This is a genomic window from Arthrobacter sp. D3-18, from assembly GCF_054408525.1.
Genome location: NZ_CP096440.1, coordinates 3,212,203 through 3,237,957, shown reverse-complemented (window position 1 = coordinate 3,237,957; position 25,755 = coordinate 3,212,203). Strand labels below are relative to the sequence as shown.

General features: G+C 62.7%; 24 protein-coding genes and 1 tRNA gene. 22 read left to right on the top strand and 3 right to left on the bottom strand.

The features are described 5' to 3' along the window. Positions 1 to 20: 20 nt before the first annotated feature. The 22 genes from M1D89_RS16970 (at position 21) to M1D89_RS16865 (ending at position 22,959) form a co-directional block, all read left to right on the top strand. Complete coding sequence (locus M1D89_RS16970) at positions 21 to 452, top strand: organic hydroperoxide resistance protein (protein ID WP_017197839.1); 432 nt, start codon at positions 21 to 23, stop codon at positions 450 to 452. Then, entirely contained in the window at positions 449 to 1,462 is a 1,014-nt protein-coding gene (locus M1D89_RS16965) for an NADP-dependent oxidoreductase (protein ID WP_498645261.1), read from the top strand. The genes M1D89_RS16970 and M1D89_RS16965 overlap by 4 nt, the downstream gene beginning before the upstream one ends. Positions 1,463 to 1,707: 245 nt before the next feature. Further along, positions 1,708 to 2,814: a BMP family lipoprotein gene (locus tag M1D89_RS16960; protein WP_498645260.1), complete on the top strand. Its 1,107-nt coding sequence runs from the start codon at positions 1,708 to 1,710 to the stop codon at positions 2,812 to 2,814. 135 nt (positions 2,815 to 2,949) lie between these two features. Then, entirely contained in the window at positions 2,950 to 4,470 is a 1,521-nt protein-coding gene (locus M1D89_RS16955; protein WP_498645258.1) for an ABC transporter ATP-binding protein, read from the top strand. After that, positions 4,460 to 5,806: an ABC transporter permease gene (locus M1D89_RS16950; protein WP_498645256.1), complete on the top strand. Its 1,347-nt coding sequence runs from the start codon at positions 4,460 to 4,462 to the stop codon at positions 5,804 to 5,806. Before M1D89_RS16955 ends, M1D89_RS16950 begins: the two co-directional genes overlap by 11 nt. After that, positions 5,803 to 7,092 carry an ABC transporter permease gene (locus tag M1D89_RS16945; RefSeq protein ID WP_091466067.1) on the top strand — a complete coding sequence of 430 codons (1,290 nt, stop codon included), beginning with the start codon at positions 5,803 to 5,805 and terminating at the stop codon, positions 7,090 to 7,092. Before M1D89_RS16950 ends, M1D89_RS16945 begins: the two co-directional genes overlap by 4 nt. 2 nt (positions 7,093 to 7,094) lie before the next feature. Next, on the top strand, positions 7,095 to 7,499 hold the full coding sequence (locus M1D89_RS16940; protein WP_498645254.1) for a cytidine deaminase: 405 nt from the start codon (positions 7,095 to 7,097) through the stop codon (positions 7,497 to 7,499). Next, positions 7,496 to 8,806: a thymidine phosphorylase gene (locus M1D89_RS16935; protein WP_498645252.1), complete on the top strand. Its 1,311-nt coding sequence runs from the start codon at positions 7,496 to 7,498 to the stop codon at positions 8,804 to 8,806. The genes M1D89_RS16940 and M1D89_RS16935 overlap by 4 nt, the downstream gene beginning before the upstream one ends. 86 nt (positions 8,807 to 8,892) lie before the next feature. After that, positions 8,893 to 9,543, top strand: a complete 651-nt coding sequence (locus M1D89_RS16930) for a DedA family protein (RefSeq protein WP_017198718.1) — start codon at positions 8,893 to 8,895, stop codon at positions 9,541 to 9,543. A gap of 192 nt (positions 9,544 to 9,735) precedes the next feature. Then, on the top strand, positions 9,736 to 10,446 hold the full coding sequence (locus M1D89_RS16925) for a DedA family protein (protein ID WP_498650976.1): 711 nt from the start codon (positions 9,736 to 9,738) through the stop codon (positions 10,444 to 10,446). A 39-nt stretch (positions 10,447 to 10,485) separates the two neighbouring features. Continuing rightward, positions 10,486 to 11,628, top strand: coding sequence for an adenosine deaminase (locus M1D89_RS16920; protein WP_017198716.1), 1,143 nt, complete (start codon positions 10,486 to 10,488; stop codon positions 11,626 to 11,628). Between the two features lie 115 nt (positions 11,629 to 11,743). Continuing rightward, entirely contained in the window at positions 11,744 to 12,343 is a 600-nt protein-coding gene (locus M1D89_RS16915; protein ID WP_498650975.1) for a MazG nucleotide pyrophosphohydrolase domain-containing protein, read from the top strand. A gap of 116 nt (positions 12,344 to 12,459) precedes the next feature. Then, positions 12,460 to 13,740, top strand: coding sequence for a phosphopyruvate hydratase (gene eno, locus M1D89_RS16910; protein ID WP_011773994.1), 1,281 nt, complete (start codon positions 12,460 to 12,462; stop codon positions 13,738 to 13,740). Between the two features lie 149 nt (positions 13,741 to 13,889). Next, positions 13,890 to 14,594: an FtsB family cell division protein gene (locus tag M1D89_RS16905; RefSeq protein ID WP_498645249.1), complete on the top strand. Its 705-nt coding sequence runs from the start codon at positions 13,890 to 13,892 to the stop codon at positions 14,592 to 14,594. Between the two features lie 68 nt (positions 14,595 to 14,662). Continuing rightward, on the top strand, positions 14,663 to 15,346 hold the full coding sequence (locus M1D89_RS16900) for a DUF501 domain-containing protein (protein WP_498645247.1): 684 nt from the start codon (positions 14,663 to 14,665) through the stop codon (positions 15,344 to 15,346). Beyond that, a complete protein-coding gene (locus tag M1D89_RS16895) occupies positions 15,343 to 16,311 on the top strand; it encodes a Ppx/GppA phosphatase family protein (RefSeq protein WP_498645245.1) in 969 nt (322 codons plus the stop codon). Before M1D89_RS16900 ends, M1D89_RS16895 begins: the two co-directional genes overlap by 4 nt. After that, the gene (locus M1D89_RS16890) at positions 16,308 to 17,720 is read left to right on the top strand and encodes a S8 family serine peptidase (protein ID WP_498645243.1); all 1,413 of its coding nucleotides are present in this window, start codon (positions 16,308 to 16,310) and stop codon (positions 17,718 to 17,720) included. Before M1D89_RS16895 ends, M1D89_RS16890 begins: the two co-directional genes overlap by 4 nt. A gap of 38 nt (positions 17,721 to 17,758) precedes the next feature. Further along, entirely contained in the window at positions 17,759 to 19,213 is a 1,455-nt protein-coding gene (locus M1D89_RS16885; protein WP_364308279.1) for an NAD(P)/FAD-dependent oxidoreductase, read from the top strand. A 101-nt stretch (positions 19,214 to 19,314) separates the two neighbouring features. After that, the gene (locus M1D89_RS16880; protein WP_498645240.1) at positions 19,315 to 20,235 is read left to right on the top strand and encodes an N-acetyltransferase; all 921 of its coding nucleotides are present in this window, start codon (positions 19,315 to 19,317) and stop codon (positions 20,233 to 20,235) included. A gap of 21 nt (positions 20,236 to 20,256) precedes the next feature. After that, a tRNA-Leu gene (locus M1D89_RS16875) sits at positions 20,257 to 20,330 on the top strand. A gap of 223 nt (positions 20,331 to 20,553) precedes the next feature. Continuing rightward, positions 20,554 to 21,909 carry an ABC transporter substrate-binding protein gene (locus M1D89_RS16870; protein WP_017198708.1) on the top strand — a complete coding sequence of 452 codons (1,356 nt, stop codon included), beginning with the start codon at positions 20,554 to 20,556 and terminating at the stop codon, positions 21,907 to 21,909. A 111-nt stretch (positions 21,910 to 22,020) separates the two neighbouring features. Beyond that, on the top strand, positions 22,021 to 22,959 hold the full coding sequence (locus M1D89_RS16865) for a lipid kinase (RefSeq protein WP_498645238.1): 939 nt from the start codon (positions 22,021 to 22,023) through the stop codon (positions 22,957 to 22,959). A 59-nt stretch (positions 22,960 to 23,018) separates the two neighbouring features. On the opposite strand, the gene M1D89_RS16860 is transcribed toward M1D89_RS16865, so the two are convergent. Genes M1D89_RS16860 through M1D89_RS16850 form a run of 3 tightly spaced genes read right to left on the bottom strand, consistent with a single transcriptional unit; the run spans position 23,019 to position 25,746 of the window. Further along, positions 23,019 to 23,792, bottom strand: coding sequence for an ABC transporter ATP-binding protein (locus tag M1D89_RS16860; protein WP_498645237.1), 774 nt, complete (start codon positions 23,790 to 23,792; stop codon positions 23,019 to 23,021). Further along, positions 23,789 to 24,781 carry an ABC transporter ATP-binding protein gene (locus M1D89_RS16855; protein ID WP_498645235.1) on the bottom strand — a complete coding sequence of 331 codons (993 nt, stop codon included), beginning with the start codon at positions 24,779 to 24,781 and terminating at the stop codon, positions 23,789 to 23,791. The genes M1D89_RS16860 and M1D89_RS16855 overlap by 4 nt, the downstream gene beginning before the upstream one ends. After that, on the bottom strand, positions 24,778 to 25,746 hold the full coding sequence (locus M1D89_RS16850; protein ID WP_420180492.1) for a branched-chain amino acid ABC transporter permease: 969 nt from the start codon (positions 25,744 to 25,746) through the stop codon (positions 24,778 to 24,780). The genes M1D89_RS16855 and M1D89_RS16850 overlap by 4 nt, the downstream gene beginning before the upstream one ends. Positions 25,747 to 25,755: the final 9 nt, after the last annotated feature.

The following is a 25,755-nucleotide window of genomic DNA, read 5'->3' as shown; positions in this document are numbered from 1 at the left end:
CCAAAGAGAACGGAAACACCATGAAGACTCTTTACACCGCCGAGGCATTGGCATCCGGCGAAGGCCGCGACGGCAATGCCCGCACCAACGACGGCAAACTGGACGTCGCCCTCGCCAGCCCCGTGGAGCTCGGAGGCAACGGCGAAGGAACCAACCCGGAGCAGCTGTTCGCAGCAGGCTACGCAGCGTGCTTCCACTCGGCCCTGCGCCTGGTGGGCCGCAAGGAACGCGTTGACCTCAGCGACTCGGCCGTTGCCGCCAAGATTCACTTCGGCGCGCTGACGGACAGCGAAGGATATGGACTGGCCGCCGAACTCGAAATCGCGCTGCCCGCCCTGGACCGCGGCACTGCGGAGCAACTGATGGCCAAGGCGCACAAGATCTGCCCCTACTCCAACGCAACGCGCGGCAACATGGCCGTAGACCTCAAGCTCGTGGAGTTCGCAGCATGAGCGTCCTGGCAACCGAAACCCGCGAAATCCAGCTTGCCTCCCGTCCGGTTGGCCGTCCGGCTCCGGAGAACTTCCGGCTGGCAGCGGCGCCGCTCCCAGAGCTCGCCGAGGGCCAGCTCCTGGTGAAGAACCAGTTCATGTCCGTTGATCCCTACATGCGCGGCCGCATGAATGACGTCAAGTCGTACTCGGCGCCGTTCCGTTTGGATGCAGCGCTCGACGGCGGTGCGGTAGGTGAGGTGATCGCGTCCCGTTCGGACGCGCACAAGGTGGGTGACGTCGTCGTGCATCAACTTGGCTGGCGGGAGCACTCGGTGGTGGACGCCGCGGCGACTACGCCGGTCCCCAGTGGCCTTGCACCAACATCAGCGTTTCTTGGTGCCTTGGGAATGACCGGCCTGACTGCCTACGCCGGTTTGCTGAAAGTTGCCGAGTTCAAAGAGGGCGACGTGGTTTTCGTGTCCGGAGCGGCAGGTGCGGTCGGCTCCATGGTTGGTCAGATCGCCAAGGCCATGGGCGCGTCCAAGGTCATCGGCAGCGCCGGATCGCCGGAGAAGGTTGCCCGTTTGGTGGAGCTGGGCTTCGATGCTGCCTTCAACTACAACGATGCTCCTGTGCTGGATCAACTGAAGGAAGCAGCGGGGGAGCGCGGCATTGACGTCTACTTCGATAACGTCGGAGGTGAGCACCTCGAAGCAGCCCTGGCGACGCTTACGGTTGGCGGGCGCGTAGCGATGTGCGGCGCTATTGCCCAGTACAACTCCACGGAGCCCTCGGTGGCCCCGCGGAACCTGGCGGTTGCTATCGGGAAGCAGCTCACCCTGCGCGGATTCCTGGTGGGCGGGCAGCGACAGCATGCCGCCGAATTCGCGCAGAAGATGGCCGGATGGCTGGCCGATGGGTCCGTCAGTTACGACGAAACAATCGTGGATGGACTGGAGAACGCACCGCAGGCATTCATTGATCTGTTGGACGGCGCGAACACTGGAAAGATGCTGGTTCGCCTCTAGCCCACAGGCGAATCGCGTGTGACTTGCACACCCGGCTACTGCTTGGTAACAAAAGGTCAACAATCTGACCTGGAGTGATCATTTGTGGTAGCTGGGTGTGTTGCAGGCCACTAGTGTTGGTTTCATCAATGCGCTTCGGCGCAGCTGCGAGCATCAGTGAAAACAGAATTTCTGCCTCAGGTATAGGAAACGGACACTCATTGACCATCCGTCGTAGCGCCAATCACTTTCTTCCTGGAGGAAAATTGAAGAAACCACTGCGTGCCACCCTGAAGCGCGGTTCAATGGCCGGTGTTGCCACCCTCGGTGCGGCAGCGCTCCTGCTGACCAGCTGCGGCCAAGCTCCCGACGCCGGATCCGGCGCGGCGACCAAGAGTGACTTTACTGGCTGCATCGTGTCGGACTCCGGCGGATTCGATGACCAGTCCTTCAACCAGTCTTCGTTCGAAGGCCTCAAGAAGGCGGAGTCTGATTTGGGCATCACGGTAAAGTCGGCCGAATCCAAGGCCAACAGCGACTTCGAAACCAACCTCAACGGCATGATCTCCGCCGGCTGTAACCTCACTGTCACCGTTGGCTTCCTCTTGGGCGATGCCACTAAGGCCGCCGCGGAAAAGAACGCCGACAGGCACTTCGCGATCGTCGACTACACGTACGAGACTCCGATCGCCAACGTCAAGCCGATTGTCTATGACACGGCACAGGCGGCATACCTGGCAGGCTACGCAGCTGCCGCAACATCCAAGACCGGCAAGGTGGGCACCTTCGGCGGCATCAAGATCCCCACGGTCACCATCTTCATGGACGGCTTCTACGATGGCGTACAGGCCTACAACAAGGCCAAGGGCAAGACCGTCCAGGTTGTTGGCTGGGACAAGAACACCCAGGACGGTTCGTTCACGGGCGACTTCGAGAAGCAGGACACGGGCAAGCAGGTCACCATCAACCTGCTGGACCAGGGCGCGGACATCATCATGCCCGTAGCCGGACCGGTTGGTAAGGGTGCCGGCGCTGCGCTGAAGGAAGCCAAGGCAGCCGGCAAGGACGTCAAGCTCATCTGGGTTGACTCCGATGGCTACCTCACCGCGCCCGAGTACAAGGACCTGATGCTGACCTCCGTGGTCAAGCAGATGGGCGAAGCTGTTGAAGCCGTGGTGAAGGACGACACGGAAGGCAAGTTCAACAACGAAGCCTACGTCGGCACGCTGGCGAACGATGGCGTTGCCATCGCTCCGTTCCACGATCTGGACTCCGCTGTCACCGCTGAAACCAAGTCCGAGCTCGATGCCCTGAAGGCTGACATCGTCTCCGGCAAGCTGGTTGTTGAATCGGCAGCGAGCCCCAAGAAGTAAAACAATTCCTGGACGCGCCGCCAGTACCGAGCCCCGGTACTGGCGGCGCGTTTTTGCCCTGACTACGCTGGGCCTCAAAGCCAGTGGCTTTGGAGCAGTACAGCCGTCCCTCGGACTCACAGAACGGTGGGAGTTGTGAAACTCGAATTGAAGGGGATCTCGAAAGCCTTCGGGACCTTCTACGCCAACCAAGACATAGACCTCGTGGTCGAATCCGGCCAGATCCATTGCCTCCTTGGCGAAAATGGAGCCGGCAAATCAACCCTGATGAACGTGCTGTACGGGTTATACGAGCCCACAGCCGGCCAGATCCTGGTGGATGACCAACCGGTCAATTTCCGCGGACCCGGTGACGCCATGGCGGCCGGCATCGGCATGGTGCACCAGCACTTCATGCTGGTCCCCGTCTTTACAGTGGCGGAAAACGTTGCCCTCGGCGCGGAACCGACCACGTTTGGCGGTGTGCTGAGCATCGACGAAACCCGGAAGAAAATCCGGGAGATTTCCGATCAATACGGCTTCGACGTCGATCCCGACGCCCTGGTGGAGGACCTCCCCGTGGGCGTCCAGCAGCGGGTTGAGATCATCAAGGCGCTGGTGCGTGAGGCAAGAGTCCTCATTTTGGACGAGCCCACGGCCGTGTTGACGCCTCAGGAAACCGATGAACTCCTGGACATCATGAGGCAGCTCAGATCCGGCGGAACGTCCATCGTCTTCATCTCGCACAAGCTGCGCGAAGTGAAGGCTGTCTCGGACGTCATTACCGTCATCCGCCGCGGCAAGGTGGTGGGCGATGCGCCTCCCACTGCGTCAGCCACGGAACTGGCCTCCATGATGGTGGGACGCCCGGTAAGCCTGAGCCTGAACAAAGCTCCCGCGCAGCCCAAGGAAACCACGTTTGTGGTGGAAAACCTGACGGTCCGTGCGGCCAACGGTACCAATGTGGTGGACGGAATCAGCTTCGACATCGCCCAAGGTGAGATCCTCGCCGTCGCCGGTGTCCAAGGCAATGGCCAAACGGAACTGACCGAAGCCATCCTCGGTGTCCAAGAGCATGTAACCGGTTCCGTGACCCTTGATGGCAAGCAACTGCTGGGCCTTCCGGTCAAGGACGTCCTGCGCTCCGGCGTCGGGTTTGTTCCGGAGGACCGGACGGTAGACGGGTTGGTTGGGCCGTTCTCCGTGGCAGAGAACCTGGTCCTGGACCTTTACGACCAAGCACCCTTTGCCAGTGGCATCAGCATGAAACCTGCCAAGGTTGTGGAGCACGCGAAGGCCAAGATCGAGGAATTCGATATCCGGACTCCTTCCGCGGCATCGGCTGCCGGAACGTTGTCCGGCGGCAACCAGCAGAAAGTGGTCATGGCCAGGGAACTGTCCCGGCCCTTGCGGCTGTTTATCGCGAGTCAGCCCACACGCGGCGTGGATGTCGGTTCCATCGAGTTCCTGCACAAGCGCATCGTTGCCGAACGCGACGTCGGAACGCCGGTCATGATCGTTTCCACTGAACTTGACGAGGTCATTGAGCTCGCCGACCGGATTGCCGTGCTTTACAAAGGCAAGCTCGTGGGCATTGTCCCTGCTGGAACACCCCGCGACACCCTTGGCTTGATGATGGCCGGCGTCGGCCCTGAAGGAGGCTCCGATGACAACTAGAGACGAGTCAGGCAAGGACCAAACACCCGAGGAATCCACCTCCGAAGTGCGGGCGGCAGACGTTGCCTTGGACACCGCCGGAGGGACACTGGAACCATCCATAGTGCCTGTTTCCTCCCAAAGCGGGGACCCGGGACACAAGCAAGGCAGCCTCATGCGCCGGATCGTGATGGGCAGCGGCTTTGTCTCCGTCCTGGCGGTCATTGTGGCGCTGTTCCTCGGCGGCTTGCTGATTGCCAGTACTGACGCCCAGGTGGTCAAAACCGCAGGTTACTTGTTCGCACGCCCCACGGACTTCCTGAGTGCGTTGTGGACAGCCATGACCGAGAGCTACGTTGCACTCTTCCAGGGCGCTGTGTTCAATCCACGTGAAGGCTTCAAGCCCTTACTCGAAACAATGACCGTGGCAACCCCGCTGATCTGTGCCGGCCTTGGTGTCGCACTGGCATTCCGCGCCGGCTTGTTCAACATCGGCGCCCAGGGGCAGATCATCATCAGCGCCACTCTCGCTGCCTACGTAGGGTTCGCCTGGCACCTGCCGTTCGGACTGCACCTGCTGGTGGTCATCATCATGGGCGTCTTGGGCGGTGCTCTGTGGGGCGCCATTGTGGGCATTCTCAAAGCCCGGACCGGCGCGCATGAGGTCATCGTTACCATCATGCTGAACTATGTGGCCTTGTTCTTGCTCGACTTCCTGCTGAACACTGCTGCTTTCCGGCGTCCGGGGGACAACAGCCCCATTTCGCCGCGCCTCGATGAATCGGCAACGTATCCCGTCCTGATCCCGGGATCCCGACTCCATGTGGGCTTCCTGGTGGCAATCGCGCTGACCTACGGTGTGTGGTGGCTGCTGAACCGATCAACCATCGGCTTCGAGTTCCGTGCCGTCGGTGCCAACCCCGTCGCAGCGCGGACCGCCGGCGTCAAAGTCTCCCGAGCCACGATCCTGGTGATGGCCATGGCCGGCGCCCTCGCCGCGTTCGGTGGTATTGCCCAAGTGGCCGGTACCGAAAAGGTGCTGACAGGCGGCGTTGCTGCCCAGATCGGCTTCGACGCGATGACTGTTGCCCTGTTGGGACGCAGTACACCGTGGGGAACGTTCTTTGCCGGACTGCTGTTCGGAGCTTTCCGGGCAGGCGCAGTGCAGATGCAGATCCAGACCGGGACGCCCATTGACATCGTGCTGGTGGTGCAATCGCTGATTGTGCTCTTCATCGCCGCGCCGCCCCTCATCCGTTCGATCTTCCGGCTTGAGCCCAAGAAGAAGAACAAGAACAAGACACCGAAGGCGGCCCCCAAAGCTGCCCTTGCCAACGCCACCGGAGGTGCCAAGTGAGTGCGACAACCACCGCTCCCAAGTCGGGATCAACGGCCCTGCCAGCGTTCCGGCCTTCCATGAAGGTTCCGCTTTCGCTCGGCATCCTGGCGCTCATAGCCTTGGTCTTCTTCGGCTTCCTTGGCCCGGACCAGACAGCCGAGATGAAGATCAGCGACGCCGGCGACGCCGTTGCGGTCCCTGCCCTGATGATTCCAGGGCAGGTGGGCGGAATTGTCCTCGGCATCCTGCTGCTGGCCATGGCTGCCTACTCGATCTACCTCTGGACCCAAGGAGAGCGGTCGCCCAAGTGGCTGCCCATCGCGTTTGCAGTGGTGTTCGTGTTCGCCTTGCTTGTTTGGATCGTGGCAGGCGCCCGCCAGCCCTCCATCTCGCTGGCCGGCCTCGTTGCCGGCTCGGTAACACTGGCAGTGCCACTGGTCTTCGGCTCGCTCTCCGGCGTGCTCTGTGAGCGTGTGGGCGTTGTGAACATTGCCATCGAGGGACAACTCCTGGGCGGAGCATTCACTGCCGCCCTGGTGGCCACCATGACGGGGAGCCCGTACATCGGCCTGATTGCAGCCGCTGCGGCAGGTGCTGCCGTGTCCATGGTCCTGGCCGTGTTCAGCATCAAATTCCTGGTCAACCAGCTCATCGTCGGTGTGGTTTTGAACGTGTTGGTCTCCGGCCTCACAGGCTTCCTGTACGGCACGTTGATGGTGCCCAACAAGGAGCAGTTCAACACTCCAGGCCGGCTGGACATCCTGCCGATCCCGCTCCTTTCGGACATCCCCATCATCGGGCCCATCCTGTTCGAACAGTCCATCGCGGGCTACCTCATGTATATTGCGGTGGCCGTGGTGTGGTTCGGTTTGTTCAAGACCCGCTGGGGTTTGCGGGTCCGCGCCGTCGGTGAACACCCGCAGGCTGCCGACACGTTGGGTATCAACGTCAACGCAACCCGTTTCTGGAACGTCACCTTGGGTGGTGCCATCGCGGGCATCGGGGGCGCCGTCTTCACACTGGTGACCATCGACTCCTTCACCAAGGACATCTCCGGCGGCCGGGGCTTTATCGCCCTTGCTGCCCTGATCTTTGGGCGGTGGAACCCGATCGGCGCTTTCCTGGCCTCGCTGCTGTTCGGCTTCGCCTACAACCTGCAGTCCATCCTGGGCATCATCGGTACCCCGGTACCGAGCCAGTTCATGGCCATGCTGCCGTACCTGGTGACCATTTTCGCCGTCGCAGGTTTGGTGGGTAAGTCCCGGCCACCGGCCGCAAGCGGCATACCGTACGTGAAGGGTTGACGATGCCAGCGGAAGTTATCGACTGGCAGGCCTTGAAAGATGCAGCAAAGCAGGCAATGCAACGGGCCTACGCGCCATATTCCAAGTTCCCGGTGGGGGCCGCGGCCCTCACCGAGGACGGCCGGATCATCAGCGGATGCAACGTGGAGAACGCCAGTTACGGGCTGACCCTCTGCGCCGAATGTGCCCTTGTTGGCCAGCTCCACATGACAGGCGGCGGCAAAATCGCCGCTTTCTACTGCGTGGACGGGCAAGGCAACATCCTCATGCCGTGCGGGCGTTGCCGCCAGTTGCTCTACGAATTCAGGGCACCAGGAATGCAGCTCATGACAACGCAGGGAATCAAATCCATGGACCAGGTACTTCCTGACGCCTTTGGTCCCGAACATCTGGAGGAAACCACGTGACCATCACTGAAGCGTTCGACGCCGTCCAGATCATTTCCATCAAGCGGGACAAGGGCACGCTCACTCCCGAGCAGATCGACTGGACCATTGATGCCTACACCCGCGGCGTGATCGCCGAGGAACAGATGGCGGCACTGAACATGGCCATCCTGCTGAACGGCATGGATCGCGCCGAGATTTCGCGCTGGACCTCGGCCATGATTGCCTCAGGCGAGCGGATGGACTTTTCGTCCCTGACAAGGCCCGACGGCGGCCGGAAGCCTACCAGCGACAAGCACTCCACCGGTGGGGTGGGGGATAAGATCACGCTGCCGCTGGCGCCGCTGGTTGCGGTGTTCGGTGTCGCGGTTCCGCAGCTTTCGGGCCGCGGCCTTGGCCACACCGGCGGGACGCTGGACAAGCTGGAGGCCATCCCCGGGTGGCGGGCCAACCTGAGCAACGACGAAATCATGGCCCAGCTCCAGGACGTAGGCGCAGTCATCTGCGCTGCAGGTTCAGGGCTCGCACCTGCGGACAAGAAGCTGTATGCCTTGCGTGACGTCACGGGAACGGTGGAGGCCATTCCGTTGATTGCCTCCTCGATCATGAGCAAGAAGATCGCCGAAGGAACCGGCTCCTTGGTGCTGGACGTCAAAGTGGGGTCCGGTGCCTTCATGAAGGACGAAGCACGGGCCCGGGAGCTTGCAGAGACCATGGTGGCTCTGGGCAAGGATGCAGGCGTACACACTGTCGCGCTGATCACTGACATGTCCACGCCACTTGGGTTGACCGCTGGTAACGCCATTGAGGTGGAGGAATCAGTGGAGGTCCTTGCTGGCGGGGGTCCGGAAGACGTCGTCGAACTGACCGTCCGCCTGGCCGAGGAGATGCTGGCCGGTGCCGGAATCCACGATGCCGATCCCGCCGCAGCCCTGAAGGACGGGCGCGCCATGGACGTCTGGAACCGGATGATCGAAGCCCAAGGTGGAGATCCCCGGGCGGCGCTGCCCGTGGCCAAGGAATCTGAGGTCCTCTACGCTCCGGCGGACGGCGTCCTGGTGGAACTGGATGCGCTGTCCGTGGGTGTTGCCGCCTGGCGCCTGGGTGCCGGCCGTGCCCGCAAGGAAGACCAGGTCCAAGCCGGAGCCGGTGTCCGCCTGCACGCCAAGCCCGGCGCCCTGGTTCGGGCGGGAGAGCCCCTGATGACACTTCTGACGGATACCCCGGAGAAGTTCGAACGGGCCAAGGAAGCGCTCCAAAATGCCGTGGTGATTGCACCCGAGGGTTCGCGCCCGGCTCATCAGCTCATCATCGACCGCATCGCCTAGGCTTAAGTGTCCCGGGCTGTTCCAGGAACAGCCCGGGACACCAGCCATCCGGCGCCTGTGGGGGAGCCGGCTATCGTAAGGAAACCGTGCAGGGCATCAACGATTTCATCCTCGCCGCGGCGGAACAGCCGTGGGTGTTGGTCCTGGTGCTGGCCTGCTGCGTGATTGACGGTTTCTTCCCGCCCATCCCCAGCGAATCCGTGGTGGTGGGCCTGAGTGCCGTTTCCGGCAGCAGCGGCTCACCCAACGTATGGCTGCTGGGCTTGATGGCAGCCATCGGCGCGTTCTCCGGGGATAACATCGCCTACATCATTGGACACCGCATTGGTATCCAACGCTGGCGCTGGATGCGCACCCAGCGGATGCAGGGCGCCTTTCGTTGGGCGGGCAAGGAACTCCGACGCCGGTCAGCCTCGCTCATCATGGTGGCCCGGTTCATCCCCATTGGCAGGGTGGCCGTCAACCTGACGGCCGGCGCCACGCACTTCCACCACCGCAAATTCGTCGCCCTTACCGCGATGTCCGCAGTCCTGTGGGCAACATATTCGGTGATCCTCGGCTACTTCTTCGGTGTCTGGTTCGAAGACAACCACCTGCTGGGCGCCGTCATAGCGATCGTGGTGGCCGTGATCCTTGGAATCATCATCGATCGCATCATCAGCAAAGTCCGGGGATCAGTGCCCTTGGATGGCAAGAACATTCCTGAGGAAGACGCCCCGGCTCCACCCACGGTATGACGGTTCGTGCCGCTGAAGATCAGCCCGGCGGTTGACGACGCCGGCATCATCAAACCGATAGCGTTAAACGCGTGATCCCAAGGCTGGGACGTAGCGAACGACGTCCCGGCCGTGGGACACTAGAGCGACTTCCGTCACATCGTCAAGTCACATTCGTCTAGGAGCTACCCCCGCGTGGAGTTTTTGAATCAAATGCTCGAGCATGCAGCCGGGCAGCCCTGGATATACCCGGTACTTCTGGTCTTCTTCTTCATTGACGGATTCGCCACTATCCTCCCCAGCGAAACAGCCATCGTGGGCCTCTCGGCGCTGTCCCTTCACAGCGGAGAACCCAACCTGTGGATCCTGGGGGCAACTGCCTTGGTGGGTGCAATGGCCGGCGACAATATGGCCTACATGTTGGGCCGCAAGATCGGTCTCACCCGCTGGAAGTGGATGCGGCGCCCCAAAGTCCAAAAGATGTTCGCGTGGGCGCAGTACGAGCTGGACAAGCGCGGTGCGGTGCTCATCTTCACGGCCCGCTACATTCCGTGGGGTCGGGTAGCGGTGAACTACGTGGCCGGGCAGACCGGATTCCGCCACCGCACCTTCTTCTGGCTGGATGCCTTCGCCTGCATCACGTGGGTGGCCTACTCAATCGGCATCGGCTTGCTCGCAGGTCAGTGGGTGCACCACAACCCGCTCCTCGGCGTCGGAATTGCAGTGGCCTTCGCTGTGGTCCTCGGTATCGTGGTGGACCACGCTTTGCGCTGGTGGCACAAGTACCTGGAGAAGAAGGACCTGGCCCGTGATGCGGCCGCAAGCAATGCAGCACCCGCAGCGGAGTCGTCAAACGCAGCGGAGACGTCCAATCTCTCGCAAAAAGCAGTTGCCGGGGCCGACCTCTCCAATCCTGCCGGCTAAGGACCTGCCGCGGGCGGCGGTGGGGTCTAGTCTTAGTACGTGACTGAGCCCATTCTTGACGCTGCCCCTGCCCTTGACTTCGATCTGAAGAGCCTTCCCAAGGTTTCCCTCCACGATCATCTGGACGGAGGACTCCGCCCGGCCACCATCATCGAGCTGGCCGAGGCCGCCGGCCACACCCTGCCCTCCACCGATCCGGTGGCGCTGGGTGAGTGGTTCCGTGAATCCGCTGACTCCGGTTCGCTGGTCCGCTACCTCGAAACGTTTGACCACACCGTCGCCGTCATGCAGACCAAGGAAGGCCTGTTCCGGGTCGCCAAGGAGTTCGTGGAGGACCTGGCCGAGGACGGCGTCGTGTACGGCGAAGTCCGGTGGGCTCCTGAACAGCACTTGCAGCAGGGCCTGACCCTGGACGAGGTTGTGGAAGCAGTCCAGACCGGGCTGGAAGCCGGCATGGATTCGGCCGAAGAGCGCGGCCAGCAGATTCAGGTCGGGCAGCTCATCACTGCCATGCGGCACGCTGATCGCGGCCAGGAGATCGCCGAGCTGGCTGTCCGCCACCGCGCCAACGGCGCGGTCGGCTTCGACATTGCCGGCGCTGAAGACGGGTTCCTCCCGTCCCGCTTCAAGGACGCGTTCACCTACCTGGCCGAGAACAACTTCCCGGCAACGGTCCACGCAGGCGAGGCTGCCGGACTGGAGAGCATCCAGTCTGCCCTGGTGGACGGCCGTGCCCTGCGCCTTGGCCATGGCGTGCGGATCGCCGAGGACATCTCGGTGGAGTTTGAGGACAACTCCGACGACGACGGCGAGGACACCATCGGCATGGTGACCATCGGCAGCGTGGCGGCCTGGGTCCGCGACCGCGGAATCGCCCTTGAAATCTGCCCTTCCTCGAATCTCCAGACCGGTGCCATTTCCGGTTTTGGCGACGGCATCGAAAGCCACCCGGTGGACATGCTGTTCCAGCTCGGCTTCAACGTCACCATCAACACCGACAACCGCCTCATGAGCGGCGTCACCCTGACCGACGAGTTCGAACTCCTGGTGGAGACCTTCGATTACGACCTCGATGATCTGCTCGAGCTGACGCTCAACGCGGCCGAGGCAGCGTTCCTGCCGCTGGACGAGCGTGAAGCCTTGGTTGAGTACATCAACGATGCCTACGCCAACCTCGGCTGACGATTCCATCCGCCCGGAGCTGCATGGGCCCACAGCAGCCGGGGTCCCTGGCCGAGCTTGCGAGGTCGGGGAGCTGCTGGGGACGATTGCCGCCCTCCGGGAGCACTGCCCATGGATGGGCGCCCTGACCCACGAGTCGCTGGTGGAGTACCTGATCGAGGAAGCCTACGAGGTGGTTGATTCGATCGAAGCCGGTGCTGTTGATGAAGAGCTCCGCGGCGAGCTGGGCGATGTGCTGCTTCAGGTAGTGCTTCATGCCCGGCTCGCCGAGGAGCGCGGCAGTTTTGATTTCGGGGACGTGGCACGCAGCATCAATGCCAAGATGGTCCGACGAAACCAGCACGTCTTCAAGACCGACGGTTCCCTGCAGGAGAGTTTCCCGGCCAGCGTCGAGGAAATCATCGTCAAATGGGACGCCGCCAAACGCGCGGAGAAGCCGGAGCGGAAAGACCCCTTCGAGGGGATTCCGCCCCATCTGCCGGCGTTGGCAGGAGCGCAGAAGTCCATCGACCGGGCAGTTCGCGCCGGCATGCCCGTTGACGCCCAAAGCCGACTGGCCGCCGTCGGACTTCCTGTCATCCCGGCCTCGGAAGAGGCGCTGGGGGAGCTGCTGCTCGCTGTCGTTGCGGGCGCCCGGGAGCAAGGACTCGACGCCGAACGAGCCCTCCGTGCCGCAGTTCGATCGTTTCAGAACAACCAGGCGCAGCCTTCATGACGTGAGCCGTTGGAAGCCGTGCCGTAACGTAAGCCACTCTCGACTACGCTAGTAGCGACGAGGACGTTGAGAATTTCCCTCCACATTCCTGTAATTCGCCCATAAGGAGCACATCCATGGCGCTTATCGATGCCATCCACGCACGCGAGATCCTTGATTCCCGCGGAAACCCGACCGTAGAAGTTGAGGTCCTGCTCTCCGACGGCCAGATCGGCCGCGCAGCAGTTCCCTCCGGTGCCTCCACCGGCGAGCACGAAGCCGTTGAGCTTCGCGACGGCGACAAGGGCCGTTACCTCGGCAAGGGTGTCCAGAAGGCCGTTGACGCAGTCATCGACGAGATCTCCCCGGCCCTGATCGGCTTCGACGCCACTGACCAGCGCAGCATCGACCAGGCCATGATCGACCTGGACGGAACGCCCAACAAGGGCAAGCTCGGCGCCAACGCCATCCTGGGTGTTTCCCTGGCCGTGGCCAACGCTGCCGCAGCTTCTGCTGACCTGCCGCTGTACAAGTACCTGGGCGGCCCGAACGCCCACGTCCTGCCCGTTCCGCTGATGAACATCCTCAACGGCGGCTCGCACGCCGACTCCGATGTTGACATCCAGGAATTCATGATTGCCCCGATCGGTGCCGAGACCTTCTCCGAAGGCCTGCGCTGGGGCGTTGAGGTCTATCACAACCTCAAGGCTGTCCTGCAGGAAAAGGGCCTTTCCACCGGCCTCGGCGACGAGGGCGGCTTCGCCCCCAACCTGCCGTCCAACCGCGCTGCACTGGACCTGATCCAGGAAGCCATCAAGAACGCCGGCTACACCCCGGGCACGGACATCGCCCTGGCACTGGATGTTGCATCTTCCGAGTTCTACAAGGAAGGTGCTTACCAGTTCGAAGGCAAGGCACTTTCTGCCACCGAGATGAGCGCCTACTACGCTGAGCTCGTTGCCGACTACCCGCTGGTTTCCATCGAAGACCCGCTGGACGAAAACGACTGGGAAGGCTGGAAGACCCTCACCGACACCATTGGTGACAAGGTCCAGCTTGTTGGCGATGACCTCTTCGTCACCAACCCGGTCCGCCTGCAGCAGGGCATCGAGACGGCCACGGCCAACTCCCTGCTGGTCAAGGTGAACCAGATCGGTTCATTGACCGAGACGCTCGACGCCGTTTCCCTGGCTCAGCGCTCCGGTTACACCACCATCACCTCGCACCGCTCCGGCGAAACCGAGGACACCACCATTGCTGACATCGCCGTTGCCACCAACGCGGGCCAGATCAAGACCGGTGCCCCGGCCCGCTCCGAGCGCGTTGCCAAGTACAACCAGCTGTTGCGCATCGAGGAAGAACTCGACGACGCCGCACGCTACGCCGGCCGCAGCGCGTTCCCGCGTTTCAAGGGCTAGCCTTCAGCGAAAACATGAAACCGGTGGCTATGGTGGAAAGACCATGGCCGCCGGTTCTGTTTTAACTCCGGTTCTGTTTAACACGGGCCAGGTCAGCAACAGCAAGCGCAGCAACCCGCCAGGCAAGCACCGGGCATTACAGGAGTGTCATGGCCACCCGTCGTCCAAAGGTACCCAGGGCCGACGCCCTTGGTCGCCCGTCAAGTGGTGCCCGTCCGTCAAGTGGTGCCCGTCCGGCCGGCGCAGGCGGCGCTGCCGGCAAGGTGTCTGAAGGCTCAGGTTCCGAGGGCGCCGACGTCATTAAAGCCGAGTTCGGCGGGCCGCGGGCTTCGTCCAAGAGCGGGACGGCGGCGGTTGGCGCCAAAGCTCCGGCGAACAGCAAGACGCCCGCCGATGCCAAGAAGAGCAACAACAGCCAGGAAAAACCACGGTCCGGGGCGAAGGATGACCGCGACCTGGATCCCGTGCCGGCCAAGGCGTTCTCCGGGAGGATGCTCGCACTGGCCGTGGTGATGATTGCCATCACTATCCTGCTGGCCCCCACCGTGAAGATTTTCCTGGAGAAACGCGCCGAAATCTCCGCACTGGAAGCAGAAATTGCCAGCAGGAAAGCGGAGCAAACCGAGCTGAACAAACAGCTCTCCCGGTGGCAGGACCCCAACTACGTGAAACAGCAGGCCCGCGACCGCATTAACATGGTTATGCCGGGTGAAACAGGTTACTGGGTGTTTGGGGGAGAAGAAGCCGCCGGCACACCGGGTGGCCGCACCGGCTCCGGATCGTCGGCAAACCCGGAGAATCTGCCCTGGGTGGATGCTCTCTGGGAGTCAATCAGGCGATCGGCAACTGACTAGACGCGGTGCCCGCCGCCGTCGTGTCCGCATGGGACGTGACAAAAGGGGCAGGAAGGTTGGCAGCGCAAGTGGAAGAGAACACGGCAGCCGTGCCGCAGGAATCCCGCCAGCCATCAGCACACGATCTTGAGGTCCTCAGCCGACAGCTGGGCAGGCCGGTCCGGGATGTTGTCGAGATCCCGGCGAGGTGCGTCTGCGGCAACCCCTTGGTGGCAGCGACAGCTCCGCGGCTCAGCAACGGAACACCGTTTCCCACCACGTTTTACCTGACCCACCCCGTCATCACTTCCGCGGTGTCGCGCCTTGAAGCGGGCGGACTCATGAACGAGATGAACGAGCGACTGACCGCTGACCAGGAGTTGGCCGGTGCCTACCACGGGGCCCATGATGCCTACCTGGAGGCGCGCAACCAGATCGCTGATCGCTCCGGCACCGGGGCAGTGCCCGAGATCGACGGTATCTCTGCTGGCGGTATGCCCACCCGCGTGAAGTGCCTGCATGTCCTGGTGGGTCATTCGTTGGCTGCCGGCCCGGGCGTCAATCCGCTGGGGGACGAGGCGCTGGATGCCATCACGGAGTGGTGGACCAAGGACCGTTGCTATTGCGACGGCGCCTGGGACACAGCCGGAGAGGCTCCTTCGCGCGATTTGAGCCGCCATGGTCCGCAGGGGCTGCCGGACATCGTGGGGCGTCCCGCGCCGGTACGGAAGTCAAAGATCGAATCCCCGGACGAGCAGGCGGGCACCGTATGAGCCGCGTGGCTGCCATCGACTGCGGTACCAACTCCATCCGGCTGCTTATCGCAGATGTCTCCAATGGACTACAGGAGAAAGATGCACAGGGCCCGCTGACCGACGTCGTGCGTGAAATGCGCGTGGTGCGGTTGGGCCAGGGCGTCGATGCTACGGGAGAGCTGGCTCCGGAGGCCTTGGAGCGCACGTTCGCTGCTACGCGGGACTACGCCCGGCTCATCCAGGAACACGGTGCCGAACGAATCCGGTTCGCCGCTACGTCGGCAACTCGTGATGCCCGTAACCGCCAGGTCTTTGTGGACGGCATCCGGGATCTTCTGGGCGTGCAGCCAGAGGTCATTTCCGGTGACGAGGAAGCTGCTTTGTCCTTCGCGGGAGCCAGCAGCGTCCTGCCGGCCACGGGGGATGACGTCATTCTGGTGGTGGACCTCGGCGGAGGGAGTACCGAATTCGTGCTGGGCGACTCCAGCGGCGTTATCGCAGCGCGCTCGGTGGACATTGGTTGCGTTCGGCTGACTGAACGTCACCTTCGCAGCGATCCGCCCACGGCTGCGCAAATCTCCGCAGCAGAGGCCGACGTCGATGCCGCACTTGATCTTGCCGCTGAGACGGTGCCCCTCGACCGCGCCACAGCGGTGGTTGGCGTCGCTGGTTCCATCACCACCATTACCGCGCACGCGCTGGGCCTGAGCGAATACGAGCCGGGCCGAATCCACGGTGCTTCGCTGGACCTCGAAACCATCACCGACGCATGCACCAGCCTGTTGGAAATGACCCGCGACGAACGTGCTGCCCTTCCCTATATGCACCCGGGACGCGTGGACGTGATCGGAGCGGGAGCTTTGGTATGGCGCCGCATTCTGGTCCGGATGGCAACTGTCAGCAACGGAACCATCCGCGCAGCTGTTTCCAGCGAACACGACATTCTTGACGGCATCGCCCTGAGTATCCGGGACGGCGAATGACGTTGCGGCACCGACGCACCCTGTCCGCTGCGCTTGCCACCACATTGGCCGGCGGGGCGCTTGCAGGTGCGCTGTTGTCGGCTCCGGCAGCCAACGCGGACGCGTGGCGTGACAAGGAGTACTGGCTCAAGGAATCGGGCGTCACCAACGCCTGGCAAGTGTCCAAGGGTGCCGGCGTCAAGGTCGCGATCATCGATAGCGGTATTGACGGAAGCCACCCTGACCTTAAAGGCGTTGTGGTGGGAGGGACGGATGTCTCCGGGGCCGGGGCCCCGAACGGACAAAAGAGTATCGGCGCCAAGACCGAACACGGCACCCTTGTGGCAACGATGCTCGCCGGGCGCGGCCACACCACGCCCACCCCACCGCCCTCGGCATCGGCATCAGCATCAGCGTCGGCAGCTCCAAAGCCACCACCAGCGCCCCCAACCACCCCGCCCGCCGGGGGACCGGATGGGATCACTGGCGTGGCGCCCGAAGCGGAGATCCTCGCCATCTCGACGTGGCTGGGTTCGCCCAACCCGGGAGGCAAGACCGACCAGGAACAAATACCTGAGGCCGTGCGCTGGGCGGTGGACAACGGCGCCCAGGTCATCAATATTTCCCTGGGCAGTACTTCGCCGGATTGGCCGCAGAGCTGGGACGCAGCGTTCCTCTACGCGGAGCAAAAGGACGTGGTGATTGTTGCCGCAGCGGGAAACCGGGTGGGTGGCAACATTCAGGTTGGAGCCCCGGCAACCATCCCCGGCGTCCTCACGGTAGCCGGTCTGGACGGCGAGGGACGCGCCAGTGTCGACTCATCGTCCCAAGGCATCAGTATTGGAGTAGCAGCTCCTGCTGAGAAGCTGGTGGGCGGCATTCCCGGAGGTTCGTATGCCGAGTGGGCAGGAACGTCCGGAGCGGCACCCATCGTTTCAGGTGTGGCGGCACTCATCCGTTCCAAGTGGCCGGAAATGAGCGCTACCCAGGTCATCAACCGGATCGTCAGCACCGCTAAGGATGCCGGCGCCCCGGGCAAGGACCCTTTATATGGCTACGGCATCCTCAACGCTGAGGCCGCGCTGAAGAACGACGTACCCACCACCAGCACCAACCCGCTGGGTTCCATCGCGGATTGGATCCGCGTCCACCGCCGCGGCGTCTTTAGCGAACCCTCACAGGCGCCGGTGGCGAGTCCTACCAGCGCCGCTCCGACGCTCGCCGATCCGACTGTCCCTGTTGCCAAGACGCCTGCCACCGTGGATGAAGCCCTTCCTGCCGCCGTCGTACTGGGTTTTGGCGCGCTGTTTGTGGCCCTCGTGACGGGTGCGGCCATCCAACTGCGGAGGGTCCTGAAGAACCCGCCAGCGGTGCCCGAAGAGGCCGAGACAGGTGCGCTCATGAAGGTGGATCCACCCTCAAGGAAGTAGTTAGTGAAGATTTTCACAAAGTACTGTACTCTGGACTCATGGCAACCACCCCAGAGCTCATTGACCGTCCCCGGGTTCTCGTCGTCGGCGGCGGCTACGTCGGCCTGTACGTAGCACTCAAACTGCAGAAGAAGATCGCGAACGCAGGCGGAATCGTCACCGTCGTTGATCCACTGCCGTACATGACCTACCAGCCCTTCCTTCCGGAAGTAGCCGGTGGCAACATTGAGGCACGCCACGCCGTCGTCTCCCACCGTCAGCACCTCAAGCAGACTGAGCTCATCCAGGGCCGCGTCACCAGCATCGACCACGCCAACCGGACCGCGGTTATCGCCCCTTCCGATGGCGGCGAGAACTTCGAGATCCCGTACTTCGACGTCGTGATCGCAGCCGGCGCCATCACCCGCACGTTCCCCATCAAGGGCCTCGCGGACAAGGGCATCGGGCTGAAGACCATCGAGGAAGCCGTTGCACTGCGCAACAAGGTGCTGGAGCGCATCGAATCAGCTTCCACCATGACCGACCCCGCAGAGCGCGCCAAGGCACTGACCTTCGTTGTGGTGGGTGGCGGCTTTGCCGGCATCGAATGCCTCACCGAAATGGAAGACCTCGCCCGCGCCGCTGTGCGCAACAACCCGCGCATCCGCCAGGAAGAAGTTCGCTTCATCCTGGTTGAAGCCATGGGCCGCATCATGCCCGAGGTCACCGCCTCGCAGGCCGAATGGGTTGTGGAGCACCTCCGCAGCCGCGGCATCGAAGTACTCCTCAACACTTCCCTTGACAGTGCCGAGGGCAACCTCAAGCTGATCAACCTTCCGGACAAGACCCCCGCCGGTGAAGTTGAAGCAGACACCTTGGTATGGGCTGCCGGTGTGCAGGCCAACCCGATGATCCGCTCCACCGACTTCCCGCTGGAACCGCGTGGCCGTGTTCGCGTCCTGCCTGACCTGCGCATCGCAGGCGACGAAGGCATCGTGGAGAACGCCTGGGCAGCCGGCGACATCGCCGCTGTTCCGGACCTCACGGGCAAGGGCCTGCCGGACGGCACCTGCGTCCCCAACGCCCAGCACGCCCTGCGTCAGGCCAAGAAGCTCGCTAAGAACCTCTGGGCCTCCCGCTGGGACAAGCCGCTGCACGACTACAAGCACAAGAACCTCGGTGCTGTAGCCGGCTTCGGCGAGTGGAAGGGTGTTGCAAACATCAACCTGCTCGGCCGCATCGGCCTCAAGGGCGGCCTCGCCTGGCTGGCCCACCGTGGTTACCACGGCATGGCGATGCCCACGGTGGAGCGCAAGTTCCGCGTGATCCTCGGCTGGATCCTGGCCTTCTTCGCGGGCCGCGACACCACTCCGCTGATGGACTTGGACAACCCGCGCGGTGCCTTCGTGGCCGCAGCGACGCCGGCTCCGAAGCCTGCTGCCGCTCCGGCGCCGGTGGAAGCCAAGCCGGTTGCCGAGGAAGTCAAGACTCCGGTAACTGCTGACGCCAAGTAGTACACGCACGACGGCGGCCGTCTCCTTAGGGGGGATGGTCGCCGTCGGCGTTTAACGCCGGCGCTCAGCAGTGGCGCGTTCTGCGCCCCTAGACTGTTGCCATGTCCGGTGAAACTGATCTGAAGACACTCCTGGAGTCGCTTCATCCCGTAGCCCGCGATGGCGACTACGTTTACGCGTTGTGGCCGCATGGCCGTCCTTTGGAGGGTGGCATCGAAGCGGCCGTTCGCGAGGCCGAGGGCCTGACGGTGGTCCTTCACCGCGACGAAGCCGATTCTTTGGGCCTTAGCTACGATTTCGTGGCCACATGGATCACGCTCCAGGTCCATTCGGCTTTGGAAGCCGTGGGGCTCACTGCTGCTGTCAGTGCTGCGCTGACGCACGCGGGGATCAGTTGCAACGTCCTGGCAGGTTTCCATCACGATCACCTCCTGGTGCCCTCGGCGGACGCGGGCCGGGCCATGGACGTGCTGCGGCTGCTGGCACGCGGCGTGGTCTTGCGGTCCGAGCGGCCCGAGGACCGGGCCGAGATCCTTGAGCTCACTGCCCGCGCGTTTTCCGTCTCCCCGGTGACCGGTGAACCCGTTGAAGGCACGCCAATTGAAGTGGGGCTTTTACGGGAGCTTTTTGAGTGCAGCGAGTACGTCCCGGAACTCAGCATCGTGGCGGAAATGGGCGGGGAAATCGTGGGTCATGCCATCAGCACCAAGGGCTGGGTGGGAGAGCTCGAACTGCTGGGCTTGGGTCCCATAGGCGTGCTCCCACCATTCCAGCGGCGCGGGGTTGGTTCGGCGTTGATGCGCGAGACTGAGGCCCGTGCCACGGCACTCGGAGTACCGGGAATCGCATTGCTCGGCAGCCCTCTCTACTATCCCCGCTTCGGCTATGTGCCGGCCACCTCCAAGGGCGTAGAACCGCCTGAGGCGATCTGGGGCGAGCACTTCCAGCTTCTAGCCCTGCCGGAATGGCCCGACGGCGTTCGTGGCACCTTTCGCTACGCCGCGCCATTCAACCGGCTCTAGCTGGGATACCATGGTCCGGGCGCCCCAGTAGCCCAATTGGCAGAGGCAGCGGACTTAAAATCCGCGTGTTGTGGGTTCGAGTCCCACCTGGGGCACAGATGCAAGGTGAGAGCTCTTTCTCCCTTCCTGTGCACGGTTCTCCTCTTCAGTGACTTTTCCCAGCAAGCTCGTAGATTCCCCACAGGCAACGAGTGTTATAGGGATGTGACCTGAATCACTTATGTTCCCGGGGCAATTGCACTAGTTTGAGTCTTAATCAGGAACACCTGAGTAATCGCATCAAAGGCAGTTCGCACCTTTCGATCGAGGAGACAACGAATGTTTGATCTTTCCCCAGCGGCGCCCCGAGCCGCCAAGCTAACCGCGCTTGGCATTGGGGTCGCTCTCTTGGCCACAGCTTGTGGTGGGTCTTCGACACCTACCCAGACTGGGTCTCAATCCGCCGCCGCGGCAGGTATCGCCTGCCCGGCACCGAGCGGCGGGGCGGGAGCCGGCAACAGCCAGGCTGCCACCAACACGGGACCTGTACCTCCCTCGACCACCACCACGGCTACGCCGCTTAAGCTTGGATCGCTCCTGCCGACAACGGGGTCGCTGGCGTTCCTCGGCCCGCCCGAAATTGCCGGCGTCAACCTCGGCGTCAAGGAAGTCAACGACGCCGGTGGCGTTTTGGGTGCCCCGGTGGAAGTAACCCACCGCGACTCCGGTGATACCAAGACCGACATCGCCACGCAGTCCACCACAGCCTTGCTGGGCCAGGGTGTGAGCGCAGTAATCGGTGCGGCCTCGTCAGGCGTTTCCAAGACGGTCATCAACCAGATCACCGGCGCCGGCGTCATCCACTTCTCCCCGGCGAACACCTCACCTGACTTCACCACCTGGGACGACAAGGGCCTCTACTGGCGCACGGCACCGTCCGACGTCCTGCAGGGCAAGGTCCTCGGCAACTACATGGCCACCTGCGGCGCCCAGACTGTTGGCATGATCGTTCTCAACGACGCCTACGGAACCGGCCTGCAGAAGAACGTCAAGGAAGCCTTCGAGGCAGCCGGCGGCAAGGTTGTGGCTGAAGAGCTCTTCAACGAGGGTGATTCACAGTTCAGCAGCCAGGTGGACAAGGTCCTCGCAGCCAAGCCGGATGCGATCGCACTGATCACCTTCGACCAGGCCAAGAGCATCGTCCCGCTGATGACCGGCAAGGGCGTCAAGCCCACGCAGCTGTTCATGGTTGACGGCAACACTTCGGACTACAGCAAGGACTTCCAGGCAGGCACCATGAAGGGCGCACAGGGAACCATCCCCGGTACGTTCGCCAAGGACGCCTTCAAGCAGAAGCTCCTCGCGATCGATCCCGCCCTGAAGGATTACAGCTACGCAGGCGAGTCCTACGACGCCGTGAACCTGATCGCGCTGGCATCTGAGGCAGCCAAGAGCACCAAGGGCACGGACATCGCGGCCAAGCTCAAGGAAGTCTCTGAAGGCGGCGAGAAGTGCACTGACTTCCCGTCATGCGTCACCCTGCTCCGTGAGGGCAAGGACGTTGACTACGACGGCCAGTCGGGTCCGGTAACGTTCTCCGATGCCGGTGACCCCACCGAGGCATACATCGGTATCTACGAGTACCAGGACGACAACACCTACAAGCCGGTCCGCGAAGAGTTCGGCAAGCTCTAAGCTGAACGCCAACTAGACCGCAGTTAGCAACGGGTCCCCTTCCTCACAAGGAAGGGGACCCGTTGGGCGTTAACAAAGCCCCCACACAGGCTGTAGACCTACCATGTCCTCATGAAGCTAACCCGGGAAGCCCGCTCCATCGCCGTGGTCATCAACGCCGGTTCACGCAAAGGTTCCGCGGCTCAAAAGTTGGTGGCCGACAGTCTCGCAAAGGCGGAGCTCCCGGTCTCAGCGGTGTATACGGTGTCTGGGGGCGGGGACCTCGGCCGAGCGCTGGAGCAAGCGGTCGCCGAGGGTCACGATTTTGTGGTGGTTGGGGGAGGCGACGGAACAGTTGCCTCGGCAGCAGGACTCGTGGCGGGTACCGACGTCGTGTTAGGTGTTCTTCCGCTGGGCACCGCGAATGACCTTGCCAGGACGCTGGAAATCCCCCGGGACCTGGGCAGCGCCTGCGCTGCCCTCGCGGACGGAAAAGTAGTGGACATCGACCTCGGGCGTGCGAACGGCCAACCCTTCCTCAACGTGGCTTCAGCCGGACTGTCAGTGGCAGTCACGCAGGCGCTCAGTCCCCGCCTCAAACGACTCATTGGGCCTCTGGCATATGGGGTGGCTACACTTCGCTCCTACGCCACGCACAAGCCGTTCCACGCCCGCCTGGAATTCCCGGATGGGGACCATGAGCCCGTGGAGTTGGAGGACCTGTTGCAGGTGGCAGTGGGAAACGGAAGGTACTACGGAGGAGGCAACGCTGTTTCTCCGACAGCGGGGATCGACGATCACACACTGGACATCTACGCGATCCAGGCGGCGCCGTTGCGGGAGCAGGCAAAGATCGCGCGTTCGCTCAAGAATGGCAGGTTTGTGGAAAACGAGCGGGTGCTCCACCTGACCAGCCGGAACGTCAGGCTGGTGACCAGTCCGCCACTGCCGGTTAACCTCGACGGCGAGATCACAACAAGCACGCCCACCGACTTCACGGTTGAACGAAATGCGGTGCATGTGGTGGTGCCGGGGAACAGCAGCAGCGCGACGTTTGAGGGACGCAACTGAAAACACCGAAGGCCTGGTTCCGGCGCGACACCGGAACCAGGCCTTCGGGCATACCGTAGTTAGACTTCGTCCGCCAAGGTACCCAGGTAGAGCTGGATGACCTTGGGGTCCTTCATGAGCTCACGGCCCGTGCCGGTGTACGCGTCCTTGCCCTGATCCAGGACATAGCCGCGGTCGCAGATCTGCAGGCAACGGCGGGCGTTCTGTTCCACCATGATCACCGAGACTCCGGCACGGTTGATCTCGTGGACACGGAGGAAGGTCTCGTCTTGTTTGACGGGGGAGAGGCCTGCTGACGGCTCGTCCAGCAGCAGCACGGCCGGGTCCATCATGAGAGCCCTGCCCATGGCCACCATCTGGCGTTCACCGCCGGACAGGGACCCTGCACGTTGGGCACGCCGCTTTCCCAACTCCGGGAAGAGGCTGGTGACAAAGTCGAACCGTTCGGAGAAATCCTTGGGCCGCTGGAACATGCCCATTTGGAGATTCTCTTCAATGGTCAGCGTGGCGAAGACATTGTTTGTCTGCGGGACGAAGCCCACACCCTGGGTGACCAGCTTATTGGCCTTCAACCCTGTGAGGTCCTGGCCACGAACTACCACCGTGCCCGAGTGCACCTTTACCAGGCCGAACATGGCCTTCAGGAGCGTGGATTTGCCGGCGCCGTTGGGGCCGATAATGCCTATCAACTCACCCTTGCGGGCCTCTATGCTGCAGCCATTGAGGATGTTGACGCCAGGAATGTAGCCGGCCACGAGGTTAGTGACCTTGACCACGGAATCGCTGGCCGGCGCTGGCGCCGAGGCGGGCATTGCGCTGGTGCTGCTGCTCATTTCCCGTCCTCCTTCTTAATTTCTTCGATCTCGGACAGGATGCCGGCGTCTTCAGTTCCCACCACGGACTCTTCGTCAGCTTCGAGTTCTGCCTCGAGCACCTTGATGCCTTCAGCGTCGCCAAGGTCCACATCGTGGTGGGCACCAAGGTAGGCGTCGATGACGGCGGGGTTCTTCATGACCTCGCCCGGAGGTCCTTCGGCAACAACTTTGCCTTCAGCCATGACCACAACCCAGTCGGCGATATGGCGCACCATGTTCATGTCGTGCTCCACGAAGAGCACGGTCATGCCCTCGGCCTTGAGGTTCTTGATGTGGTCCAGCAGCGACTGCGTCAACGCGGGGTTCACGCCGGCCATGGGCTCATCCAGCATCACCAGCTTGGGCTTCACCATCAAGGAGCGTGCCATCTCCAGGAGCTTCCGCTGGCCACCGGAGAGGGACGCTGCATAGTCGTCCTTCTTGGTATCCAGCTTGAACTTCTCCAACAGCAAGTCGGCTTGGGCCGTGATTTCCTTTTCGCGACCTCCCCATATGCCTTTGAACAGGGCCTTGGACAGCCGTTCTCCGGGTTGGTCCGCAGCACCAAGGCGCATGTTTTCCATGACGGTCAGCTTGCCCATCACTTTGGTCAGCTGGAACGTGCGGACCATGCCCATGCGGGCAACCTTGTAAGAGGAGACGCCGGCCAGGCTGTTGCCTTCAAACTGCCACTTGCCCGTGTTGGGGGTGTCAAAGCCCGTGAGCAGGTTGAACAGGGTGGTCTTGCCGGCTCCGTTAGGACCGATCAAGGCGGTGATCTTGTGGCGGGGGATCTCGAGGTATTCCACGTCCACTGCGTTGATGCCGCCAAAGGAACGTGTGACGTCCTCTGCCACCACAATGGGGTCGCGCTTCTTGCAGCCGGGGGTATTCTCCCCGACGGCGATGGGCCGCGAATCGGTCATGTAGTCGATATTTTCGGTGTTGCGTTCGTTGGTCTCACTCATGCGAAAGCAAGCTCCTTCTTATTGCCGAAGACGCCTTGCGGGCGGAAGATCATCAGGAGCATCAGTGCAACGCCTACCAGGATGTAGCGCAGCTGGCCTGCCTGGACGGTGGTCAGCCAGGTGACTGCCCCTGATTCGATGAGGCCATAGAGCAGGCTCTGGGTCAGCGAGAGCACCACCCAGAAGATCATTGCTCCAATAACGGGCCCCAGGACCGTGGCCATGCCGCCGAGCAGGAGGCAGGTCCACAGGAAGAACGTGAGCTCTGTGCCGTAGTTGGATGGCTGGACGGCACCGCGGGGGAGGGTGAAGATCATGCCCGCCAAGGCGCCGAGCACGCCGCCAATGACCAGTGCCTGCATCTTGTAGGCGTAGACGTTCTTGCCGAGCGAGCGGACGGCGTTCTCGTCTTCCCGGATGCCCTTCAGGACGCGGCCCCAGGGGCTGCGCATCAGGAGCCACACCAGGAGGCAGCACACGATGACCAGGCCCCACCCGACGACGCGGATAAAGAAGTCGCGGTTGTTCATGCCCATGTAGGACCCCTCGGGGAAGGGGTTCATGGCATAGAAGGTGTTCTCAAACGCTGCCAGACCGTTGGCGGAGCCTGTGACGCTGGTGAGCTGGTTGGTGGTAACCACGTACCGCACAATTTCGGCGGCGGCGATGGTGACGATAGCCAGGTAATCGGCACGAAGCCGCAGCGTAGGAATACCCAGGATGAAGGCGAAGATCACCGAACAGAGAATAGAGATGATCAGTGCCAGGAAGAACGGGGCGTCGAAGCTCAGGGTGGAGATGGCGAAACCGTAGGCACCAACGGCCATGAAACCGGCCTGGCCGAAGTTCAACAGGCCTGAGTAGCCGAAGTGCACCGCGAGGCCCAAAGCGGCAAGTGCGTAGGCCGCCGTCGTCGGGCTGAATAATTCGCCAAGGGCGCTGGAGAAAATGAATCCGAAGTCCATGGCCCGCTC

What these genes read in the sequence shown, in the direction of transcription:
- M1D89_RS16970 (WP_017197839.1), top strand. Translation starts at nt 21, where the DNA reads ATGAAGACTCTTTACACCGCCGAGGCATTGGCATCCGGCGAAGGCCGC.
- M1D89_RS16965 (WP_498645261.1), top strand. Translation starts at nt 449, where the DNA reads ATGAGCGTCCTGGCAACCGAAACCCGCGAAATCCAGCTTGCCTCCCGT.
- M1D89_RS16950 (WP_498645256.1), top strand. Translation starts at nt 4,460, where the DNA reads ATGACAACTAGAGACGAGTCAGGCAAGGACCAAACACCCGAGGAATCC.
- M1D89_RS16940 (WP_498645254.1), top strand. Translation starts at nt 7,095, where the DNA reads ATGCCAGCGGAAGTTATCGACTGGCAGGCCTTGAAAGATGCAGCAAAG.
- M1D89_RS16925 (WP_498650976.1), top strand. Translation starts at nt 9,736, where the DNA reads ATGCTCGAGCATGCAGCCGGGCAGCCCTGGATATACCCGGTACTTCTG.
- M1D89_RS16915 (WP_498650975.1), top strand. Translation starts at nt 11,744, where the DNA reads ATGGGCGCCCTGACCCACGAGTCGCTGGTGGAGTACCTGATCGAGGAA.
- eno (WP_011773994.1), top strand. Translation starts at nt 12,460, where the DNA reads ATGGCGCTTATCGATGCCATCCACGCACGCGAGATCCTTGATTCCCGC.
- M1D89_RS16905 (WP_498645249.1), top strand. Translation starts at nt 13,890, where the DNA reads ATGGCCACCCGTCGTCCAAAGGTACCCAGGGCCGACGCCCTTGGTCGC.
- M1D89_RS16895 (WP_498645245.1), top strand. Translation starts at nt 15,343, where the DNA reads ATGAGCCGCGTGGCTGCCATCGACTGCGGTACCAACTCCATCCGGCTG.
- M1D89_RS16890 (WP_498645243.1), top strand. Translation starts at nt 16,308, where the DNA reads ATGACGTTGCGGCACCGACGCACCCTGTCCGCTGCGCTTGCCACCACA.
- M1D89_RS16885 (WP_364308279.1), top strand. Translation starts at nt 17,759, where the DNA reads ATGGCAACCACCCCAGAGCTCATTGACCGTCCCCGGGTTCTCGTCGTC.
- M1D89_RS16880 (WP_498645240.1), top strand. Translation starts at nt 19,315, where the DNA reads ATGTCCGGTGAAACTGATCTGAAGACACTCCTGGAGTCGCTTCATCCC.
- M1D89_RS16870 (WP_017198708.1), top strand. Translation starts at nt 20,554, where the DNA reads ATGTTTGATCTTTCCCCAGCGGCGCCCCGAGCCGCCAAGCTAACCGCG.
- M1D89_RS16865 (WP_498645238.1), top strand. Translation starts at nt 22,021, where the DNA reads ATGAAGCTAACCCGGGAAGCCCGCTCCATCGCCGTGGTCATCAACGCC.
- M1D89_RS16860 (WP_498645237.1), bottom strand. Translation starts at nt 23,792, where the DNA reads ATGAGCAGCAGCACCAGCGCAATGCCCGCCTCGGCGCCAGCGCCGGCC.
- M1D89_RS16855 (WP_498645235.1), bottom strand. Translation starts at nt 24,781, where the DNA reads ATGAGTGAGACCAACGAACGCAACACCGAAAATATCGACTACATGACC.
- M1D89_RS16850 (WP_420180492.1), bottom strand. Translation starts at nt 25,746, where the DNA reads ATGGACTTCGGATTCATTTTCTCCAGCGCCCTTGGCGAATTATTCAGC.